19 protein-coding genes are annotated in these 21,387 nt (G+C 59.9%); 13 read left to right on the top strand and 6 right to left on the bottom strand.

What is annotated here, in order from left to right; all coding sequences use genetic code 11:
• Window positions 1-193 precede the first annotated feature (193 nt).
• The 12 genes from sppA to R3D51_01340 all read left to right on the top strand — a co-directional run bounded on the left by sppA (window position 194) and on the right by R3D51_01340 (window position 10,725).
• A complete protein-coding gene (sppA, locus tag R3D51_01395; protein MEZ5898125.1) occupies window positions 194-1,156 on the top strand; it encodes a signal peptide peptidase SppA in 963 nt (320 codons plus the stop codon).
• 32 nt (window positions 1,157-1,188) lie between these two features.
• Window positions 1,189-1,491, top strand: a complete 303-nt coding sequence (gene ihfB, locus R3D51_01390) for an integration host factor subunit beta (protein ID MEZ5898124.1) — start codon at window positions 1,189-1,191, stop codon at window positions 1,489-1,491.
• Window positions 1,492-1,558: 67 nt separating this feature from the next.
• Window positions 1,559-1,906: a LapA family protein gene (locus R3D51_01385; GenBank protein MEZ5898123.1), complete on the top strand. Its 348-nt coding sequence runs from the start codon at window positions 1,559-1,561 to the stop codon at window positions 1,904-1,906.
• A 2-nt stretch (window positions 1,907-1,908) separates the two neighbouring features.
• Window positions 1,909-2,154, top strand: coding sequence for a hypothetical protein (locus tag R3D51_01380; protein MEZ5898122.1), 246 nt, complete (start codon window positions 1,909-1,911; stop codon window positions 2,152-2,154).
• Between the two features lie 138 nt (window positions 2,155-2,292).
• Window positions 2,293-2,973: a phosphoribosylanthranilate isomerase gene (locus R3D51_01375; protein ID MEZ5898121.1), complete on the top strand. Its 681-nt coding sequence runs from the start codon at window positions 2,293-2,295 to the stop codon at window positions 2,971-2,973.
• Between the two features lie 61 nt (window positions 2,974-3,034).
• Complete coding sequence (trpB, locus tag R3D51_01370; GenBank protein ID MEZ5898120.1) at window positions 3,035-4,273, top strand: tryptophan synthase subunit beta; 1,239 nt, start codon at window positions 3,035-3,037, stop codon at window positions 4,271-4,273.
• 2 nt (window positions 4,274-4,275) lie between these two features.
• The gene (trpA, locus tag R3D51_01365; protein ID MEZ5898119.1) at window positions 4,276-5,106 is read left to right on the top strand and encodes a tryptophan synthase subunit alpha; all 831 of its coding nucleotides are present in this window, start codon (window positions 4,276-4,278) and stop codon (window positions 5,104-5,106) included.
• A gap of 224 nt (window positions 5,107-5,330) precedes the next feature.
• Window positions 5,331-6,419: an acetyl-CoA carboxylase, carboxyltransferase subunit beta gene (gene accD / locus R3D51_01360; protein ID MEZ5898118.1), complete on the top strand. Its 1,089-nt coding sequence runs from the start codon at window positions 5,331-5,333 to the stop codon at window positions 6,417-6,419.
• 49 nt (window positions 6,420-6,468) lie between these two features.
• Complete coding sequence (locus R3D51_01355; GenBank protein MEZ5898117.1) at window positions 6,469-7,830, top strand: folylpolyglutamate synthase/dihydrofolate synthase family protein; 1,362 nt, start codon at window positions 6,469-6,471, stop codon at window positions 7,828-7,830.
• Between the two features lie 271 nt (window positions 7,831-8,101).
• On the top strand, window positions 8,102-9,622 hold the full coding sequence (gene adh / locus R3D51_01350; GenBank protein ID MEZ5898116.1) for an aldehyde dehydrogenase: 1,521 nt from the start codon (window positions 8,102-8,104) through the stop codon (window positions 9,620-9,622).
• Between the two features lie 99 nt (window positions 9,623-9,721).
• Window positions 9,722-10,321, top strand: coding sequence for a cysteine hydrolase family protein (locus tag R3D51_01345; GenBank protein MEZ5898115.1), 600 nt, complete (start codon window positions 9,722-9,724; stop codon window positions 10,319-10,321).
• The gene (locus R3D51_01340; protein ID MEZ5898114.1) at window positions 10,318-10,725 is read left to right on the top strand and encodes a DUF779 domain-containing protein; all 408 of its coding nucleotides are present in this window, start codon (window positions 10,318-10,320) and stop codon (window positions 10,723-10,725) included. The genes R3D51_01345 and R3D51_01340 overlap by 4 nt, the downstream gene beginning before the upstream one ends.
• A gap of 19 nt (window positions 10,726-10,744) precedes the next feature.
• Here R3D51_01340 and R3D51_01335 read toward each other — a convergent pair whose 3' ends face one another.
• On the bottom strand, window positions 10,745-11,491 hold the full coding sequence (locus R3D51_01335) for a TSUP family transporter (GenBank protein ID MEZ5898113.1): 747 nt from the start codon (window positions 11,489-11,491) through the stop codon (window positions 10,745-10,747).
• Between the two features lie 92 nt (window positions 11,492-11,583).
• Here R3D51_01335 and R3D51_01330 point away from each other — a divergent pair, with 92 nt between their 5' ends.
• Window positions 11,584-11,793, top strand: coding sequence for a hypothetical protein (locus tag R3D51_01330; protein MEZ5898112.1), 210 nt, complete (start codon window positions 11,584-11,586; stop codon window positions 11,791-11,793).
• Between the two features lie 102 nt (window positions 11,794-11,895).
• Here the strand turns inward: R3D51_01330 and trxA are convergent, their stop codons facing one another.
• From trxA to tsaE, 5 genes are all read right to left on the bottom strand, one after another.
• Window positions 11,896-12,222 carry a thioredoxin gene (gene trxA, locus R3D51_01325; protein MEZ5898111.1) on the bottom strand — a complete coding sequence of 109 codons (327 nt, stop codon included), beginning with the start codon at window positions 12,220-12,222 and terminating at the stop codon, window positions 11,896-11,898.
• A 135-nt stretch (window positions 12,223-12,357) separates the two neighbouring features.
• Window positions 12,358-15,939 (bottom strand): double-strand break repair helicase AddA, encoded by a 3,582-nt coding sequence (gene addA, locus R3D51_01320; protein ID MEZ5898110.1) that lies wholly within the window; start codon window positions 15,937-15,939, stop codon window positions 12,358-12,360.
• Window positions 15,940-15,943: 4 nt separating this feature from the next.
• Window positions 15,944-19,063: a double-strand break repair protein AddB gene (addB, locus tag R3D51_01315; GenBank protein ID MEZ5898109.1), complete on the bottom strand. Its 3,120-nt coding sequence runs from the start codon at window positions 19,061-19,063 to the stop codon at window positions 15,944-15,946.
• On the bottom strand, window positions 19,060-19,815 hold the full coding sequence (locus R3D51_01310) for a nucleotidyltransferase family protein (protein ID MEZ5898108.1): 756 nt from the start codon (window positions 19,813-19,815) through the stop codon (window positions 19,060-19,062). The genes addB and R3D51_01310 overlap by 4 nt, the downstream gene beginning before the upstream one ends.
• A 23-nt stretch (window positions 19,816-19,838) precedes the next feature.
• A complete protein-coding gene (gene tsaE / locus R3D51_01305; protein ID MEZ5898107.1) occupies window positions 19,839-21,386 on the bottom strand; it encodes a tRNA (adenosine(37)-N6)-threonylcarbamoyltransferase complex ATPase subunit type 1 TsaE in 1,548 nt (515 codons plus the stop codon).
• Window position 21,387 lies beyond the last annotated feature (1 nt).

Here is a 21,387-nt window from a genome sequence, read left to right as displayed (position 1 = left end):
CTGGCGCGCGGAGGGAAACCTCCGCGCGTTTGGTTTATTTCATCCTTGTAGCGCTGGGCCCGTTGCGCGTCGCCCAATCCTTGCCTAACGTCAATGCAAATCAAGCAACTAGCGGCCCCTGCTGCCACCCGTTGCGACCGGAAGACCAAGGCACGTACCTGGGCTTCCGCCAGATCAGGATCATGAGGACGACATGCTCGAAACCGAAACCGTACTCGACCGCCGCCGGTTGCGCCGTTCGCTCACCGTGTGGCGCGGGGCTGGAATTGCTGCGGTCGCTCTCGCTCTTGGCTTGATGATGTTCGAGGGAGATAAGCTGTCGCTGACCGGCCAGTCGCAGATCGCCCGCGTCGCCATCGAGGGGACCATCACCGAGGACCGCGATCAGCTCAAGATGCTCAAGGACATCACAGAGGACGATCACGTCAAGGGCGTGATCCTCTACGTGAACAGCCCCGGCGGAACGACGACCGGGGGCGAGGCGCTTTATGAATCGCTGCGCAAACTCGCCGAGAAAAAGCCCCTTGTCGCACAGTTCGGGACGGTTGCAGCCTCGGCCGGTTACATCGTGGGGCTCAGCTCGGATCATATTGTGGCGCGCGGCAACACCATCACGGGCTCGGTCGGCGTCATCGTGCAGTGGCCGGAGCTGGCACAGCTGCTCGATAAGATCGGCGTCAAGGTGAACGAGGTTAAGAGCGGGCCGTTGAAGGCTGCTCCGTCGCCCTTCGAGCCCCTGACCGACGAGGGCCGGAAGGTCGCCGAGAATATGGTCGCCGATGGGTTCAAGTGGTTTCTGGGGCTGGTTGAAAGCCGCCGTGGGGTGAAGGGGGCCGACATTCCCGGCCTGACCGAAGGGCGGATTTTCTCTGGCCGGGAGGCCCTGGCCGTCAAACTGGTTGATGAGATCGGGGGCGAGGACGAGGCCGTAAAGTGGCTCCAGGACGTGAAAAACATTGATAAGAAAGCCAAAGTTGTCGATTGGAAGCCCTCGTCCACCTCGACGTTCGGGCCCTTCGGTATGGCCTCAAGGGTGGCCGGAGCGATCTTTGGTAAAAGTGCCAGCGAGATTACCCAAATTATGATGCGCGACCGGTCAATTTCTACGCTTGGCCTTGACGGTCTCGTTTCTGTTTGGCACCCTTCTGATAAATAACAAGAATTGATCGGCAGGCTGGGGAGCGAACCGTGATCAAATCGGAACTTGTACAGCGGATTGCAGCAGCAAATCCGCACCTCTATCACCGCGATGTCGAGCGCATCGTGAATGTGATCTTCGATGAGATCGTCGACGCATTGTCGCGGGGTGATCGCGTTGAGCTTCGCGGCTTCGGCGCATTCACGGTCAAACATCGCGCCGCGCGGCAGGGAAGAAATCCGCGCACAGGTTCCACGGTGTCGGTCGCCGAAAAGTTCGTGCCGTTCTTCAAGACCGGCAAAGAATTGCGCGACCGTCTCAATGATAGAGAGAACGGCAAGACGCCGCACTGAACACTCTTGCGTGCGTATGTTGCGCCGGTAAAGCTGTCGGGTATTCGTTTTTTCGAGGAGTAGCTCCGTGTTGAGGCGTCTCGTATCGCTGCTTATCGCGTTTCCGCTTGGGATCTTTCTGGTGGCGATTGCCATCGCCAATCGTCATCCGGTCAGCCTGGTTCTTGACCCCTTCAATCCCGAAGCTCCCGCGCTCGCCGTTCAGTTGCCGTTCTATGCCTATCTGATGGGCGCACTCGTCATCGGCGTTGTTCTGGGTGGAATGGCAACGTGGCTTGGTCAGAGCCGCTGGCGGCGCACGGCCCGTGTGCAAGGCAAGCGCGCACAGCGCTTTGAAGCTGAGGCAGAAAGGCTGTCGCGCGAGCGAGAATCGAGCATCGTGCACGCCAAGCAGCTGGCTGTCGCAGGCCGCTGACGATGTTTGCCATCTTCGATGGCCTTACACTTTTTGGCTTAGCGTCCGTATCTGCCATGCTCGCCTTTTACGCTTTCGAGGACGAAAGCCATTGGAACGTGCTTGGCTTTGCCATGGCTTGCGTGGCGGCCTCAGTTTATGGCTTTCTGCAAGGCGCTTGGCCGTTCGGGCTGGTCGAGGCCGTGTGGTCCCTTATTGCGTTCAAGCGCTGGCAACGCCGACGTCTGGTGGGCTCTTCCTCGAACTGATCGCATTGACGCGTGAACCTGGCGGATTGATTTTGACCCCTATCATCCGATAACAAGCGCCATCGTGCGATCTCGGTCTAGTCGCGTTGATAGCAACGGTTTGCTATGCCGTGAGCCGTCTGCGAGGCTATAGTCGGGATGGCTACAAAGGAGTTCGACGAGCCTGCCATGGCAACGGAAGTAAAAATTTGCGGGTTGAAGACGCCGGAAACCGTCGATACGGCGCTAGATGGCGGCGCCGATTATATCGGGCTTGTCTTCTTTCCGCGCAGCCCCCGCCACGTCGATGTTGCGACCGCCTTGAAGCTGGCAGACCGCGCCCGCGGTCAAGCTAAGATCGTCGCGCTGTTCGTGGACCCTGACGATAAGGTTCTCGACGATATCGTCGACAAGGTTCAACCCGACATGGTTCAGTTGCACGGCGATGAAAGCGCACCTCGTGTGCGCGAGATCAAACGTCGTCTGCATCTGCCGGTCATCAAAGCTATTCGCGTGGGCTCGGCGGTCGATGCCGCCCGCGCGCTTCGCTATAACGAGTCGGCTGATCTCATTTTGTTTGACGCTCACCCGCCCAAAGGCGCATCGAAGCCCGGCGGCAATGGACTTTCGTTCGATTGGCACGCACTCGACGATGTGAAAGATCGTATGAAGTTCATGCTTTCAGGGGGCCTCACCGCGGTCAATGTTGGCAAGGCGATCGCAGCAACCAACGCCGCCGCTGTCGATGTCTCTTCGGGTGTTGAGAGCGCGCCAGGTGTCAAGGATCCCGAGCTAATCCGGGGCTTCCTCAAAGCCGCAAAGGCGGCTATGCCCGGCTGACTTTGTCTTTTCGGCCAGGCGTGAACAACGCCAGCGCTGTGATTTTCATGAAGGCTATGTGATGGCGACCCAGACCAACAAATCCCAGGCCAAGCTCAACAGTATGCGCACGGGGCCGGACGACAAAGGCTTCTTTGGCATGTTCGGCGGCCGCTTCGTTGCTGAAACTTTGATGCCGCTGATCCTTGATCTGGAGCGCGCCTATGACGAGGCCAACTCCGACCCTGCGTTTCATGCCGAGATGGAGCATCTTCACAAGCATTATTCCGGCCGCCCAAGCCCGCTCTATTTTGCCGAGCGCATGACCGAACAACTCGGCGGCGCCAAGATCTACTTCAAGCGGGACGAGCTCAATCACACCGGCTCGCACAAAATCAACAACTGTCTCGGCCAGATCCTGCTTGCGCGTCGCATGGGCAAAACGCGCATCATCGCTGAGACGGGTGCCGGCCAGCATGGCGTCGCGGTTGCCACTGTTTGCGCAAAGTACGGGATGCCGTGCGAGATATATATGGGCGCCACCGACGTGGAGCGTCAGGCTCCGAACGTTGCGCGCATGAAGCTGCTGGGCGCGAAGCTCAACCCCGTCACCGCCGGGGCGAGCACCCTGAAGGACGCGATGAACGAGGCGCTTCGCGATTGGGTGACCAACGTGCGCAACACCTACTACTTGATCGGCACGGCTGCGGGTCCCCATCCTTATCCGGCGATGGTGCGCGACTTCCAGTCGATTATTGGCAACGAGGTCCGCGAGCAGATCATGGAGGCCGAAGGGCGGCTCCCCGATACGCTGGTTGCCTGCATCGGTGGAGGCTCGAACGCCATCGGATTGTTCCATCCCTTTCTCGATGATGAGAAGGTCGCGATTTACGGCGTCGAAGCCGCCGGTCATGGTCTAGAGGTGCCAAACGGTCATGCGGCATCCATGAACGGCGGATCGCCGGGCGTGCTTCATGGAAATCGGACGTATTTGCTTCAGGACAGCGACGGGCAGATCCTCGAAGGGCATTCGATCTCAGCCGGTCTGGACTATCCGGGCGTCGGCCCCGAACATGCCTGGCTCAAGGACACCGGCCGCGTCACGTATGCGGCGGTCACAGACAGGGAGGCGCTCGAAGCGCTTCAGTTCTGTACGCGCCTTGAAGGCATCATTCCTGCGCTGGAGCCTTCGCACGCGATCGCCCATGTCATGAAGCTCGCGCCGAAATTGCCCAAGGACAACTTGCTGGTGATGAACTTGTGCGGACGCGGCGACAAGGATCTGTTCACCGTCGCCAAGCATCTGGGAATGAAGATCTGAACATGAAGAACGATAATACGAGCCGCATCGATGCGCGCTTTTCGGCGCTCAAATCGCAAAAGCGGACTGCGCTGGTCACGTTCATTTCGGCCGGCGATCCTGATCTCGCAACCAGCGAGAAAATCCTGCACGGATTGCCGGGCGCCGGCGCCGACATCATCGAGCTAGGCATGCCGTTTTCAGATCCGATGGCCGATGGACCCGCCATTCAGATGTCCTCGCAGCGCGCGCTGAAAAGCGGTCAGAACATGATCAAGACGCTGGAGATGGTTCGCCGTTTTCGCAAGACGGACAGCGAAACGCCGCTGGTGTTGATGGGGTATTACAACCCTATCTACGTCTACGGTAGCGAGCGCTTTCTTGACGATGCAAAGGCTGCCGGCGTTGACGGTTTGATCGTGGTGGATGTTCCGCCCGAAGCCGATGAGGAATTGTGCCTGCCGGCGATGAAACGTGGACTGAACTTCATCCGCTTGGCAACGCCAACGACCGACGATAAGCGTCTGCCCGCCGTGCTCCAGAACACCTCCGGATTTCTTTACTATGTGTCCATCACCGGCATCACCGGAGCAGCCGCCCCAGTAGTGAACGATGTTCACAAAGAGGTGAAACGAATAAAGGGTCAGACTGCTCTTCCTGTGGTGGTCGGCTTCGGAGTGAGGACCGGTCCACAGGCCAAAGCCATCGCCGAAGGCGCCGACGGAGTCGTGGTCGGCTCAGCCCTCGTGCAAGCCATTGAAAAGACGCTTGATTCCAAAGGCGTCGCGACAGCGACGACGGCCGAAGCCGTTCTTGACATGGTCAAGGAGCTTTCGGGCGCTTTGACCTCTTGAGGGTATTAAGGGTTTTCCCCTATTGATCGGCACAAACCTCTGGTAGGCATCGCCCCAAGAGGCCATATAGGCGGCAATCTAACCTTTGAGGCCGCAACGGGTAGGCGCTAAGATTGTATCGGCCTGCAACCATGCGAGCGGGGCTCGTGGCGCGCCTTAGATGGCGGCGCTAGGGCCTGATAGCCGTGAGATATGCACGGCCAGTAGACGAGGAGCCAATCGCAGTGAACTGGATCAACAACGTAGTCCGGCCCAAAATTCGCGGACTGTTGTCGTCGACCACGAAGCGCGAGGTGCCGGACAACCTCTGGGTCAAATGCCCGGAGAGCGGGCAAATGGTCTTTTACAAGGACTTGGAGGCCAACGAATTTGTTGTGCCCGGCTCCGACTATCATATGCGCATGGGCGCCGATCAGCGCCTTAGACATCTCTTCGATGGCGGCAATTATGCCTCGGTGCCGGTTCCGGGCGTTCCGCAGGATCCCCTCAAGTTCCGCGACGGTCGCAAATATACCGATCGCCTGAGGAGCGCGAAATCCGAAACTGAGCTTGAAGACGCTGTTCTCGTCGGCGAGGGCCTTTTGGAGGGCCAGCAGGTTGTCGCCGCCGCGCAAGACTTCCGCTTTATGGCGGGATCGTTGGGCATGGCTGCCGGCGAAGCCGTGATTACGGGCATGTTGCGCGCGTTGGAGCTCAAGACACCCTTTATTCTTTTTGCCGCTTCCGGTGGCGCGCGTATGCAGGAGGGTATCCTCTCGCTAATGCAGATGCCGCGCACAACGATTGCGGTTGAGAAGCTGCGCGAAGCCAAGCTGCCTTATATCGTCGTGTTGACCGATCCGACGACGGGTGGTGTTACCGCTTCTTATGCGATGTTAGGTGATATCCACATTGCCGAGCCGGGCGCGTTGATCTGTTTTGCTGGTCCGCGGGTCATTCAGCAGACCATCCGCGAGCAGTTGCCGGATGGCTTCCAGCGCTCCGAATATCTGCTTGCACATGGCATGGTGGATATGGTCGTCCATCGCCATAAGCTCCGCGAGACGCTGGCGCGCATCTGCCGCCTGATCATGTCGGGCGTTCACGCCGGAAAAGGATCCGGCAAGAAAATGAACGGCAACCACTACGTTAATGGTGCGTCTGTCGACAGCAAGTTGATCGAGACGGCCGCGCGCGAGACGGGCGGCGTGATCGAGCCGGAACCGGTGCCGCAGAGCCAGCGTTTCGAACCGCGCACGGAGAGGACCAAGCGCGAAGGAGACACGCCAGGCTCTCATCTCGGCGCGCCGAAGGATACGCCGAGGAGCGCCTAGGCGCGCGCCGCGTTTTAAACGATCAGGCAAGCGGTGAAGGCAAGTCCGGATGGTGACCAAAGTCGAACGGCCGACCAGCGACGCGCTGTTGGCGCAGATGAAGTTGTTTCATCCCAAGCTCATTGACTTGTCGCTAGGTCGCGTCGAGCGGTTGCTTGGCAAGCTCGGCCATCCTGAAGACCGTTTGCCACCGGTTGTCCATGTGGCGGGCACTAACGGCAAAGGCTCGGTCTGCGCGTACCTGAGGGCAATGCTGGAGGCTGCCGGCAAACGTGTCCATGTCTATACCTCCCCCCACCTTGTGCGTTTCCACGAGCGTATTCGTTTAGCCGGACCTGGTGGAGCGTCGGCCCCGATCGGCGAGGACGAACTGGTAGACGTGCTGATGCGGGTGAATGCTGTCAACGACGGCGACGACATCACTCAGTTTGAGATCACAACAGCTGCTGCGTTTCTTGCATTTGCGGAGACGCCGGCCGACGTATTGCTGCTTGAGGTCGGCCTTGGCGGCCGGCTCGATGCGTCCAACGTGATCAAGAAGCCGGCTCTGACCGTCATCACGCCGATCTCGATGGACCATGCCGAGAAGCTCGGGCCAACGCTGGCGAAGATTGCGGGCGAGAAGGCGGGTATTCTGAAGTCCGGTGTTACAGGTGTTATCGCTGCGCAAGACGATGAAGTCATGCGTGTGATCGAGGCGCGCGCCAACGTCCTGGGAGCGCGTTTGATTGTTTCCGGGCGCGACTACGACGCCTATGAGCAGAACGGACGGCTGGTGGTTCAGCGTGAAGACAGGCTGCTGGATCTGCCGCTGCCTGGCCTTGTTGGCCGCCATCAAATTGCGAATGCCGGTACGGCTGTTGCTGCTGCCTTGAGTTTATCGGCTGAGCATCCTGAACTCGCCGTCGACGAGGCCGCGCTGGAGGCGGGGCTGCGGGTCGTGGAATGGCCCGCGCGTATGCAGCGGTTGAAATCCGGTCCGTTGCCGGAAATCTTGGGACCGGAATGCGAGCTGTGGCTCGATGGCGGACACAACCCGGCAGCAGGAGATATGCTGGCCGACACGCTCGCCAGTCTCGAAGAGAAGGCGCCCAAGCCGACCTATCTGGTTGTCGGCATGATGGGGCAGAAGGATGCGCTGGGGTTCCTGGCCCCGTTTCGTGGCTTGGTGCGGGCGATTTACACGGTCCCCATCCCTGGCGCGCACGAGGCCCCACATTCGGAAGAGAGCCTTGCCGAGATTGCGCGCAATGCGGGGCTTAACGCGATCGACCGCCCTGGGGTTCGGGAAGCTCTCGAAACAATCTCCAATCTCCATGAGGGAGAAAAGCGCGTGCTCATCTGCGGATCGCTTTATCTCGCGGGGCACGTGCTCGCCATGCAGGAAGGCACGACCGCGCAGTCCAACTAATCACGTTGGCGTGACCTAAAACCGCGCGCCGTTGGCCGTCTAAGCCTCGCCACCCCCTTCAAGAACCGAAAAATCGTTGCGCTCACGAGACTTATGTCCGTCGTGCTCCATCGTTGGCTCTAGGCCTTTCGACTAAAGAACCAGTCTCCGCTCGCTGGTCCGAGCCGCCGGGAAGGGGTATGACACCCAACGATATGCCTCAAAAAACATAACGTCATTCTCGACCCGCCAAAAAGGGCGCCCAAAAGGCCAAATATAAGGAGAGAAACGCATGCAACACGTCGCAATGGACAAGTTAAACGCCAAGAAGATCATTAAATCTCGTTATGATAATTTCATCGGCGGCAAGTGGGTCGCACCGGTCCGCGGCCAGTATTTTGATAATATTACTCCGATTACCGGCCAGAAAGTCTGCGATATCGCGCGGTCGACTGCAGAAGATATCGAGCTTGCTCTCGACGCTGCTCACAAAGCCCGAGAAGCCTGGGCACGTACCTCGGCCGCTGAGCGCTCTAACATTATGCTCAAGATTGCCGATCGGATGGAGCAGAACCTCGACATTTTGGCTTTGGTCGAGACTATCGACAACGGCAAGCCCATCCGCGAGACCACCGCTGCCGACGTGCCGCTCGGCATTGATCATTTTCGCTATTTCGCCGGCTGCGTGCGCGCCCAGGAAGGCGCGATCTCTGAGATCGATCACGACACGGTTGCCTACCACTTCCATGAGCCGCTAGGCGTCGTCGGCCAGATCATTCCGTGGAACTTCCCGCTGCTGATGGCGGTGTGGAAGCTGGCCCCTGCACTTGCCGCAGGTAACTGCGTCGTTCTGAAGCCCGCCGAGCAGACTCCGATGAGCATCATGGTGCTGATGGACATCATCGGCGATCTGTTGCCGCCGGGCGTGCTCAACGTCGTCAACGGTTTCGGCATCGAGGCCGGTAAGCCGCTCGCCCAGAACAAGCGGATCTCAAAGGTCGCGTTCACCGGCGAGACGACGACGGGTCGTCTGATCATGCAGTACGCTTCCGAGAACATCATTCCCTGCACGCTCGAGCTCGGCGGCAAGAGCCCCAACATCTTCTTCGCCGACGTCGCCGACGCCGACGATGAATTCTTCGATAAGGCCCTTGAAGGCTTCACTCTCTTCGCTTTGAACCAGGGCGAAGTTTGCACCTGTCCGTCGCGCGCGCTCGTCCAGAAGTCCATCTACGAGAAGTTCATGGACCGTGCGGTTGCCCGCGTGCAGAAGATCAAACAGGGCCATCCGATGGATGCTTCCACCATGGTCGGTGCGCAGGCTTCCAACGACCAGCTTGAGAAGATCTTGTCCTACATCGATATCGGCAAGAACGAGGGTGCTCGCGTTCTTACCGGTGGTGCACGCGCCAACCTTGGTGGAGAGCTTTCTGGCGGCTTCTACGTCACGCCGACCATCATGGAAGGCAACAACAAGATGCGCATCTTCCAGGAAGAGATCTTCGGACCGGTCGTCTCGGTCACCACGTTCGATACGCCCGAGGAAGCTCTCCAGATCGCCAACGACACGCTATATGGCCTTGGCGCTGGTGTGTGGACCCGCAACGGCACGCGCGCATATCGCTTCGGCCGCGAAATCCAGGCCGGCCGCGTTTGGACCAACTGCTACCATCTGTATCCGGCGCACGCTGCGTTCGGTGGCTACAAGCAGTCGGGTATCGGCCGCGAGACGCACAAGATGATGCTCGACCACTACCAGCAGACCAAGAACATGCTGGTGTCCTACAGCCCGAAGGCGCTTGGCTTCTTCTGATGCCAGGCAGGACGTCTGAGTGACTTCAACGGGGGCGGCTCTCAAACAGGGCCGCCTCTTGTTGCTTCATGCATCAGTGTATCGAGCGGAGAAAAGCAAATGCCGGCACGCCCCACATTGCGATCGCTTCTACAGCTGCCCACCGCGCCGAAGCCATTGTCGAAGTCCGCACTCATTCTAATAGACTGCCAGAACACCTACCGCGAAGGCGTCATGCAACTCGAAGGGGTTGAAGAGGCTTTGAAGGAGTGTGCGACGCTCTTGGCTCGCGCGCGAGACGCGGGCGCGCCGGTCATCCACATCCAGCACGATGCCGGTCCTGGATCGCCCTACGACACCACCGCGCGCATTGGGAGTATCGCGGATGTAGTCGCCCCGAGGCCCGGCGAGAAAGTGATCACCAAGGCGTATCCAAGCTCGTTCGAGAAGACCGATCTCGATGCCGAACTCAAACGCCTGGGAAGCACGGATCTTGTGATTGCCGGGTTCATGACCCATGTCTGTGTAAACTCTACGTCGCGTGCCGCGTTCAACCACGGTTACCGGCCGACGGTCGTTGCGTCCGCGACTGCGACGCGCTCATTGCCAAATCCTATCGGTGACGATCTTCGAGCTCAGGAGGTGCATGAAGCCGCGCTTGCCGCTTTAGCCGATATATTCGCCATCGTCGTTCCCGATAGCTCCAAGGTGCCGCAATGACCATAACCGCCATTAGCCGGGTGACCGCCACGCCTGAAACGTTGCAGCTGATCAAGAAGTTGACCGGCATACACGGTCCGCTGCTCTTTCATCAGTCGGGTGGATGCTGCGACGGCTCCGCGCCGATGTGTTATCCGCGCGCCGAGTTCAAGGTTGGTGCCCAGGACGTCTACATCGGGGAGATAGGCGGCCAGCCATTCTACATGGGCAAATCGCAATTCGAGTATTGGCAACACACCGCGCTGATCATCGATGTTGTTCCAGGACGCGGTTCAGGCTTCTCAGTCGAGAGCCCCGAAGGCGTGCGCTTTCTCACTCGTTCGCGGGTTTACACGGACAAGGAGGTGGAGGCGCTCGACCGCATGGGTCCGCCGCCGACGGGTGCGGAGCATCCGCCGGGGTGATACGCGCATATCAACTGAGTTAAGACTGCATCCATAGCTTGATCGCCGCCGCACTTGTCGTCGCGATCAGAAGCGGACGGATGATCCATGCGCCGTGGCGAAGTGCGACGTGCGAGCCGATCCAGGCGCCCAACGCCTGGCCCAACGCCATCGGCAGTCCGACGGCGAAGTTGACCTGTCCGCTCAGTGCGAACACCGCCAGCGACACGATATTGGATGTGAAGTTCAAGACCTTCGTACGTGCGGTCGCGGTCAGCAGATCGACTCCGGCGAAGGCAAGAAAGGCGAGCATATAAAGCGAGCCGGCGCCAGGCCCGAACACGCCGTCGTAAAAGCCGACAGGCGCGGCAAGACCAATTGCAAACGCGCGTGCGGGAAGGGCGGTGCGCGGCGCATGCGCGCGCAGATAGGGCGCTAGCGCAAAATAAAGCGCGGCCGCCATAAGAGCGTAGGGAACGATGGGCCGTAGCCAGCTCGCATCGACGTGGGAAATTACAAGCGCGCCAAGCACAGCTCCTGCGGCTGTCCCCACGATCGCGGGGCGCAATGTACTCCAATCGATTTGTCCGGCGCGGTGAAAGCTGTAGCTGGCCGCTGCTACGCCGAATGTACCCTGAAGTTTGTTGGTGGCGATTGCCATGTTGGGAGGCATGCCCGCCAGCAGCAGCGCAGGCAGCGTCAGCAAGCCGCCTCCGCCTGCAATCGCGTCGATAAAGCCAGCGAGCGCAGCTGTGACGGCCAGCAGAAGAATAATCGTCGGGTCCACTGGCCGCTCCGTTGTGCCGCAGATGTTGAGATTGCCATCGGCGATGGCTGGGGTATGATTTGTTTATCCGATGCGGTCCGTGGTGTGTCACGGTGTTTGATATCGAACAACTGTTGCTCGCGGTGAGCCAACTGAAGTGCTGTAAGCGCTGTCAGCATGCTTGGCTCAACGATTATTCGGAATTCGGTTACTGCAAACTGGCTTATAACGAGCATGCGACCAGCCCTAAGCTGATCGACGAGATGCACGTGTGCGATCTCTTCGAGCCGCAACCGACCAAGACTGACCAGAATCCCGGTTGAGCCAGAAATCCCGGTTGGGATTTTCGGAGCCAATATAAAAAGGCCCGCACGCTGTTGACGTGCAGGCCTTCGGTTTTGTTCAAGTCCTAAGAGCGTTCAGCCTTAAGCAATTACGCTCTGCGTGATCCAATCTTCAAGCTTCTTCTTTTGGACGATCGCGCCAGTATGCTGAGCAGCGACCTTACCGCCTTTGAAGAGCAGCAGCGTCGGCATGGCGCGGATGCCATAGGTACCTGTCACACCCGGGTTCTCGTCAACGTCGACTTTGACGACCTTGACCTTACCCTTGAGCTCGGCGGCAACCTGATCGAGCGCCGGCGCCATGGCCTTGCACGGGCCGCACCACTGGGCGTGAAAGTCAACAAGGACAGGCTCGTTAGACTTCAGAACTTCCTGTTCGAAGCTTGCATCGGTAACGGCATTCGCCATGTTTTTTCTCCTCGTCGAGGCCCCAAATCGGGCACCTCTGCGTTATCTGAATCGCGATTAGACTATCGCGTCTGTCGGGGTCAGAACAGGTCCCGTCCAAGCCCCAAACCGGTCGCAGCATAGGTAGGAACTGGGTCAGGAAGCGTCAAGACTGGCGGGGTCGAGATCCCACAGTTGCCGAATATAGGTCTGAATTACGGGTCCTGGCACTTCCATCAGATTGGGCCCGTCCGTCCACAGTAAAGCGGCGCGGACCTTCTTTCCTGGGTAAATTTCGCTAAGAGCCAGAACGTAGGCGGCCAGCTGATAAAGGTAGGCGGGTGCAACCGCTTCCACCAGCCTTGGGGGCGGGCGATTGGTCTTGTAATCAATTATGAGCACCTCGCGCTCGAGCACGACCAGCCTATCAATCTGCCCGCTCAATTTGAGAGCAGGGCCTGCGCCGGTCGGTCGCGGCAAAGTGGCGGCGATAGAGACCTCGGCGCGGCTGTCGGGGCTGAAAATCGGCGCGAAGGCAGCATCTGCCAGAATCGCGGATGCTTCTTTCACGATGCTCGCGCGGACGTTGGGGGAAAGCCCCGCACCTCGGCGCTCTATAAATGCTTTGGCGGCACTTTCGCGTTTTTCAGGTGGGATGTGCGGGAGATGTTCAAGGAGTGCGTGGGTCAGCGTGCCGCGCAGGAAGCGTCCGCCCTCCGCGAGAAGCAACGGCGACGGCCTGTCGAAGTTGTCGCCAGGCGCTCGCTCAGCGCGATAGACAGGTTCACCTTCCGAATCCGGTGCGTAAGGTTCAAGCCGCGATGGCGCCAGGGGAACAGCGAGTTGCGGCTCTACGGGTGCGCGTTTCACCGCAAAGCTCGGAAGTGCCATGGGCGGATAATGAGCCAGCGGCGACTCTTTTGTTTTTTCCACTTCGGCAGATTGCACGGCTTCGAAGCGCCGCACATTGAAGCCGTTGTCCTCACACGGTGTCAGTATCGGTTCGAGAGCATCTTTGATGAGATCATACCAGCAGTCCGCGGGCCTCTGCCTGCGGCCCTCAAAGCCTGCTACGTAGAGACGATCTCGCGCGCGCGTCATGGCGACATAGAGGAGGCGGTTGCGCTCTTGCATGTCCCGCGCCTTTTGTGCAGCGTTTGCCTGGCGCAACCCTTCAAGACTTGACGTGCCTTTGACGGCCCATGCGACAGGAGCCGAAAGGCCCTCTGGCCGTTGAGCGTTTTCGAGAGTGAGAAGCTTCATGCCGGGACTGTCGCCGCTAGAGGTCGTGCAGGTATCCGGCAGGAACACGATCGGCGCTTCAAGGCCTTTCGCGCCGTGCACGGTCATGACGCGAACCTCGTTGCGCCCGTGCTCCATGTCGCGTTTCACCTCGTGACCGCCTTCACGTAGGCTGGCGAGAAAGCCCGTTAGAGATGGCGGTGCGCCATCGTCAAAGCCGAGCGCCAACTCTAGGAACTCATCGATGGAGTCCGCCGATTCCGGCCCCAGACGATTGAGCATTAGCGCGCGGCCGCCGTCGCGATCGAGAAGCGCGGAATAGAACTCGAACGGCGGGATGAAATCGGCTTTGGAGCGCCATCGCTTCAAGGTTTCGGCCGCCGGGCGATAACGCGGTGTGGTGTCCGCGTGCGCGAGAAACGCCTTCCACAACGCTCCTTTGCGTCCCGGTGCGACGGCGAGAAGATCATCGTCGGTGAGGTTGAAGAGCGGGCCCTTCAGCACCGTTGCAAGCGCCAGATCATCTTCCGGTAACGTGAGGAAGTCGCCGAGCGCGATCAGATCCTTGACGGCAACTTGCTCGGTCAGTTGGACCCGATCGGAACCCGCGACCGGAATGAGCCGGGTCTTGAGGGCAGCGACCATAGGAACCGCGAACGGATTGCGCTTGCGTACCAAGATCAGGATGTCGCCGGCTGTGATCGGCTTGCCGGTGGAGGGCAGGATCGCGCCGTTCTTCAACCATCTCTCGATGGTTGCGGCTATTCGTTCAGCCAAACGGTTTGCCGGAGCCCGCTCACTTGTCTCAGACAGCGGTTCCCATGGATTGGCGTCGGCGTCGCCGCCATGGGCTTCGGTTTCCCAGACTTCAACCAGGCCTGCAGCTCCGTGACGGCTTGCAATATGGCGAATGACTTGTCCTGGAGAAGCGGTGAGGCCGGGCGTGCGGCTGCCGTCGGAAAAAACACGGTCCACGGCATCGAGCACGGTCTGCACAGTGCGGAAGGAAAGATTCAGCGGCACGTCCCGCCAAGTCATGGTGGCTTGGCGGGCAAACTGAGCGAACAATTCGCCCATCTTCTTGAAGCGTTCAGGCTCCGCGCCCTGGAACGAGTAGATCGATTGCTTCTCGTCACCGACGGCAAACAACGTGCGCACGACGCCCTCACGCGCGCCGCTACCTGAGAAGAACTCGCGAGCCAGTGCTTCGATGATAGACCACTGTTCGGGACTGGTGTCTTGAGCCTCGTCGACGAGGATATGATCGAGGCCGCCATCGAGTTTGTACAAGACCCAGTCGGCCGACGATGAATTGGATAGAAGACTGATGGTACGGCCAATCAAGTCGTCGAAGTCCAGAGCACCGGCAGCAGCTTTCGACTCGCGGTAGTACTGCAGAATGCGATCCGCCAGCCGATAGAGAGCGAGTGTTGCCTCCACGACGGTTATGGCCTTCAACTCAGCCGTAAGCTCGGCAATCCGCGATTGAGCATCCTCGGCAATCCTCAACAGATCGGGCCGGCTGTCCGCCAGACCTTTCGTCATTAGTCTGTCTCTGGGAGAATCTGATTTTGTCAGGAGGTAGGCGCACAGCGCCTTGCCGCGGTCCTTAAGCAGATGCGTCGACATCGCTTGGGCGAGCGAAGCGGCCAAATCAATGTCGCTCTTGGAGCCGCTCGCCAGATGATCACGTAGCGCGAGAATCTGTTCGTCGTTTATAACGAGCGCGCGCTCCTCCTCGATGGCTGAACGGTCCGCGCCCTGGCGGACGGAGAAGTGCCGTCGCAAGAGGCGCTCAGCTCCGGAAAATATATCCGCGTTGCGTCCTTCCTCGATGCGGCTTGCCTCGGTCAACCAGCGATGTTCATCAAGCATACTGGTGAGCAGCTCATCGAAGCTCGCGTCGGCCGCGTAGCCGATGACAATGTTAAGGGCATCGCCGAGCGGATTGTTCGGCCGCGCCGTGGCCTCTGCGATAGTTGCATCTATGGCGCGGCCAACGATGTCGCGCCGTTGTGCGTCATCGAGAATGCGAAAGCCGGGCGGAACGTTCGCCTCCAGTGGAAAGCGCTGTAGCAGGCGCTCCGCGAAGGCATGAATGGTCTGCACCTTCAAACCGCCGGGCGTCTCGATGGCAACCGTAAACAGCGTGCGTGCGCGGGCGAGGTCGGCGGGCGTCGGGTCCTGTCCGGTTAGTGCGGCGAGCGCGGCTTCAAGGTCGCTTTGTTCGGCTGTCACCCATTGTGCGAGTTTGTCGAACACGCGCTTCGACATTTCAGCGGCAGCGGCCTTCGTGTAGGTAAGACACAAAATGCGAGCCGGCTCCGTCCCTGCGAGCAGGAGTCGCAACACGCGATTGGTAAGAACGTGAGTCTTACCCGTACCCGCGTTGGCGCTGACCCAGACCGACGCCGAAGGATCGGCGGCCTCTGCTTGCGCCATGTCAGTTCTGCGGCGGACGTCTTCGATGTTCATGTGGTCGAGAGGTTTGCTCACAGGTTTACTCCTCCTCGTCCACATGCGCCGACCATTCCGCGACTCGCGCCAACGTCGCGTAGTCATCGTAATCATAGCGAAAGCCTGCCCGGCGCACGGCGCGATAAGGCGTTTTTGGATCGTCGTAAAGCGCGACGAGTTTTTCCAGGCCCTCGCGGGCCTTGGTAGCCAGCGATGCGACATCGCCATCCGAAACTGTTTTTTCCTCGCCGGGCGGTTCGCCTCCCGACGCGCGGATGTAGCGCAAGGCCTTTACCGATTTGCCGGCAAGACCGGGAAAGCCGGATCCGCCAAGGGCAATGGCGGCTTCCAAAGGCAACTGCGGTGCGCGCGTCAACTGCACAGCGCTGGGTGTGGGCGCTTGTCCGGTCTTGTAGTCGGTTATGATGAGACCGCCGGAAGTGTCATCGATGCGGTCGGCGCGCGCGGTCAGGCGGAAGGGGCCCGCCGGTGCGTCGATAACGAGACTGCCGGACGTCTCGGCGGTGACGGCGGCCACGTTCTCGCGGCGAGTAAGTTCGGTTTCGGCAAACCAATGCAGAAACCGCGATAGACGCGGCATCCAGAAGGCGGCAACGCGCGTATGGCCTGTATAGTCTCGCAACACGTCGCGTGCGATATCATTCAACTCATCGACCATATTTCCAGGCAGCTGGTTGGGATAACGTTTCGCAAATTGCGCGAGCACTTCGTGGACGAGGCCACCGCGTAGGCTCTGGTCGGGGGCTTCACCGAGCGCGGGAAGGGGTTCCAGTTCCAGAATTTGGCGGGCGAAAATTGCATACGGATTGCGGATCCACTCTTCTACCCGGGTGACACTCATCTTGCGTGGACGAAGCGCCAGATCCGGGGCAGGCGCAGGCGCTACGATGCGAATGCGCGCGGCGTCTGCAAGACCGTCTCGGGAGCGCGCCCAGTTCAGCCACGGTTTGTCAGGCTTTAGTTCATCCGTCAGTTTGACGCCTTTCAGCAGCGCATCGAGCCGCATCAGCCAGCGCGAAGGCACCGTGGGCACGCCATTGATCTTTTGCGCGCGGGTCAGGTAGACGCGCTCTGCGCCGATCAGAGAAATGAAGTCGTGAGCCGAGCGGCCGATATCTTCTTCCGGAGAGGGAAGTTTGAGGTGTTCACGCATGGGCCGATTTAGCCATGCACCTGGGTCGGCTGATTCCGGCCATGTTCCGTCATTCAACGAGCCAAGCACGATGACGTCTGGCTGCTGAAGTCGCGCTTCGAACGGCCCCCAGATTGAAACGCGCGGATGAACCGGGGTGCGCTCGCGGACATTCTCGCGTGAAAGCAGACCGCGATAAAGGTCGGCATAGTCGGCGGCATGAATATCCGTCGATGGCATCGCGTCGTCGAGAAGTCCGATAAAGAAGGTATTGGCTGCTTCACCGGCCTCGCCTTGCCATAGAGGATTAGTTAGCGAAGCACTCTGATCACCATTGCCGGGCGCAAGTCGTGCAAGAGCCTCGGCGGCTGCGATGTGGGCAGCGGCATAGGTCTTCAGCGGCCGTTGAACTGCGATTTCAGTATAAAGCGCGGTGAGCGGCGCAAAGGCGTCTTCCAAGCGCTGGACAAGGTTGCGCGCGCCAGCTTTATCGTCGTCCCAGAGCCTGCGTACGGAGCGATGCTGGATCGCATTCTCCATGGTGAGCTTCTCGGAGTGGTCGAGCGCCGCTTGGATGCCGACGAACCCACGTCCAAGATACGGGGCGCGAAACGCCATCAGCTCAAGCGCGCGACCGAAACGGCGAACGTCGAATGGTTCGAGCCCGAGGCGGCAAAGCGGATGCTTCAGCAGCGCCATAAGTTCGGCTGGAGCGTAGTCGCTGACGGCAGCGTCTATCACGAGATTGAGGAAAGTACCCGGGACGGTCTTGGCGAAGGGACGTCCGGCGCTATCGTCCACGCGAATGCCCCAGCTTTGCAGGCGTATGGCGACGCGGCGGGCGAGCAAACGATCGGGCGAGACCAGCGCAGCGGTGCGCCCTGCCGTTTCGACAGTTTCGCGGAGAATGAGCGCCACGGCCTCGGCTTCATCTGGTGCACTAGGCGCTTCGATAAGCGATACGCCGGCCAGCGCCGTCTTGATATCATCGGGATTTACGGCCTTGGTGTAATGGTGCCAGCGCTCTGTCGTCGCGGAAGGGCGCATCGCCTCGCTTATAAAGCGTGCGCGTTGGGCGCGCGGCTTTGGTGCGCGTTGTCCGGGCAGGACCTTCACGTCGGAACGCGCAACACCGAGCTGATCGAGCAGTTTTCGCAAACCAAACTGCGGATGCTCTGGTGAAGTTTTTACCGCCTCCCAGCTTTCATCGTCTAAGTCGAGATCAAGCGCGGGAAGCACGATGGCGCCGTTGGGCGATGACGCGACCGCGCGCATCAGCGTCACGGTGGCAGGGATCGAGCCGGTTACACCGGCAACGATGACAGGATCGCGCGAGGTGCTGGACGCAAGGCGCGCGGCCTCAGCCTCGATAATCGCATTGCGTCTGCCGACAGCGGATACGAAGCCGCGCTCTTGCAGATACAGGGGCCAAGCGTGGGTGACGATGCGCAGGAAATCGACCGTCTGCTGCCAATGGGCGGCATAAGTCTCAGGCACCAGATCTTGCAGGTTCGTGAATTCAACCCCCTCAGTCTCCACCGTATCCATGAGCTTTGCCAATTCGACGGCGAGAGCAGCAGCCTGAGCGGGCGTATTGGATCCGGTGACGCTCTCGCTCGCTTCGGCTTGCGCGAGGACACTGCGCCAACGCAGGACGAGTTGCATTAAAGCAAGTGTGCGTTCCAGTGAAGAGACTGCGGGCGGCAGGTCGAGCATGTCTGCGCCGAGCGTGGTGAGACCTGCCAAGCCGGACAAAAGCGTCAAATCGTCTTCGCCCTCGGAGATGGGACGAATGCGCGGCATCAACAGAGCTCGCGCGCTGGCCGCGGACAAGAAGGCATCCTGTAAAGCACGAGCGGCGCGGCGTGTGGGCAGTAGAAGCGTAATATCGGGCAACTCGAGCATGCCCGGCGGTTGGCCACCCGGAGTCGGCAGGTCTCCATTTATCAATGCATGGGCGAGACGCTTCAGAAACGGCTCTCCCGCTGGAACGGTATAGATGGCGGTCATGGGCATGCTCTGGGACGCGCAGTTGCGGGCATGTCGTTCTTTAGACGATCTTCCGCGGCTTTCAGGGCTTTGGGATCGCCGACATGCATCCAAGTGCCTTCCATCCGGACGCCGAATAATCGCCCGCGTTCGATGGCGGTATCCCAAGGCATGTTGAGCGAGAACTTGCCCTTGGGCGCGCCATCGAGGAGACGCGGATGCGCGACTGAAACGCCGGCGAAGACAAATGGCGCCACGAGTGCGCCGCTGCGGCGCGTCAGGCGCCCGTTGCTATCCATGAAGAAATCGCCGCGGCCTTCGTAACCCAGGCTGGTGGTGGCGGGTGCGAGGAGCAACAAGCTGTCCATCCGCGTTTCGTCCCAAGCATTGAGTAGCCGTTCAAGATTGCTGCCCGGTCCTTCGATCCATACGCTGTCGGAGTTATGGATGATGAACGCATCCGTACCCAGAAGTGGCAGCGCGTGCGCGATGCCGCCTCCAGTTTCGAGGAGAAGTCCGCGTTCGTCAGAGATGATGATCTGAGGGCGCTTGCGTTTCGCCAGATGTGCTTCCAGCTGATCGGCGTGATGATGCACGTTAACGATGGCGCGCGTTACGCCAGCCGCGGCCAGCCGATCCAGCGCGTGATCGATGAGCGGCTTGCCGTCGAGCTTTACAAGAGGCTTAGGGATGTCGTTGGTAAGCGGACGCATGCGCGTGCCCAGCCCGGCGGCGAGCACGAACGCTGTCGAGGGCCGCAAAGTCTTGGTCATGTGGTTTGCTCCCGCGGGCAAGTCTAGATGTTCAGCGGGTGGGCGCGGCCTTCCGCTGGGAAGTGCGACTCATACCACGCTGCCAGCGACGCTAATTCGACATGGGCTAAATCGCGGGCCAAATATCCCCAGATCCTGGGGATATGCGCCAGATATTGGCGTTTTCCGTCCCGTTTTGCCAAGCGGGCGAAGATTCCCAGGATTTTGGTATTCCGCTGCGCGCCAAGCGCGGCATAGGCATAACGGAATCCGGCTTCGTCAAAACGGGCACCCTCTTGTTCTTTCACGCGCGCGACATAATGAGCGAGCAGATCCCCCTCCAATGCGGGTGAAACATCCAGCCTGGCATCCTGCAGCAAGGAGACGAGGTCATAGGCGTGCGGGCCGAGCAGTGCATCCTGAAAGTCGATGATGCCGACATCACGCGGCGGCGCACGGTCGTCGAGCGCGAGAAGGTTTGGTGAGTGGTAGTCGCGTAGCAGCCAACCCTTCGGCATGGCGCCTAGTCTTGTGAATACGACATCCCAAAGCGCGTTGAAGGCTGCGCGCGCTGACTCCGGCGTCGGTTCTCCGTGAACGGACGGCCAATACCAATCGAGCAGCAGTTCGGTCTCGATACGCAATGTCGCGTTGGTCATGGCAGGGACTGCGTAAAAGCTTTCATCCGGCAGCTTCATCTGCTCAGGCGGAGGATAGGCCCGCAGCGCGACTAGAGTGTCCGTTCCCCGCTTCCATAGTGCATGTTGATCGGCGCCTGCCGCAACCTCGCGGCCGAATACGGCATCGCCGAGATCTTCAATGAGCAGGAAACCCATGTCGAGATCGTGCGCGAGAATGGCAGGGGCCGAAAAGCCGTCGGCGCGAAGTGTCTGCGCGATGGCAAGGAATGGGCGGACATCCTCCGCCAACAGCGCGATGCGGCTGTAGGGCAGACCGTCGCGAACAGGTGGTCCGTCTGGTTGTTTGGGCGAATCCATCAAGATCGCCTTGCTGCCGTCGGTCTTTGCGAGCCGCGCATAGCGGCGCGTCGAGGCATCGCCCTGAAGATAGCTGAGGTGGCTGTCGGTTCCGCCCCAACCGGACTGGTGTAGAAACTCGCGAATCTCGAACAAGCGTTGCAGGCGCGTGGCGCACTGCGGCGTTGCGGATATCGTGGCGTTGCGTGTTTCGGGATCGTCGGTTTCCGACAAGCTCAGCGTAAAGCGTTCTGACGGCAGAAGATGAGCAGCACGCTCAGGCCACTCGATGATGGCGATGCCGCGCGCAAGGGCATGATCAAGCCCAAGCTCATTGATCTCCTCCGCGGCGCTGAGCCGATAGAGATCGAAGTGCGCAATGTCGAAGCGCGGCGTCTCGTAGCTTTGCACAAGCGTAAACGTCGGACTTGGGATTTCCATGCCGTCGGTTTGTGCAAGCGCCTGGATAAGCGCGCGCGAGAACGTTGTCTTACCAGCGCCGAGATCGCCTTCAAGCGCCAGCACGTCGCCCGGCTTGAGTGCGAAGGCGACATCCTGAGCCAAGCGGCAAAGGGAATCCTCGGTGAGGTTGGGGAAGTCTTTCACTGTCATCATG

The sequence above is a fragment of the Hyphomicrobiaceae bacterium genome, from assembly GCA_041397645.1.
GTDB lineage: Bacteria > Pseudomonadota > Alphaproteobacteria > Rhizobiales > Hyphomicrobiaceae > Hyphomicrobium_B.
The sequence above is the reverse complement of the archived record's forward strand: the minus strand, read 5'-3'. Positions and strand labels throughout refer to the sequence as shown.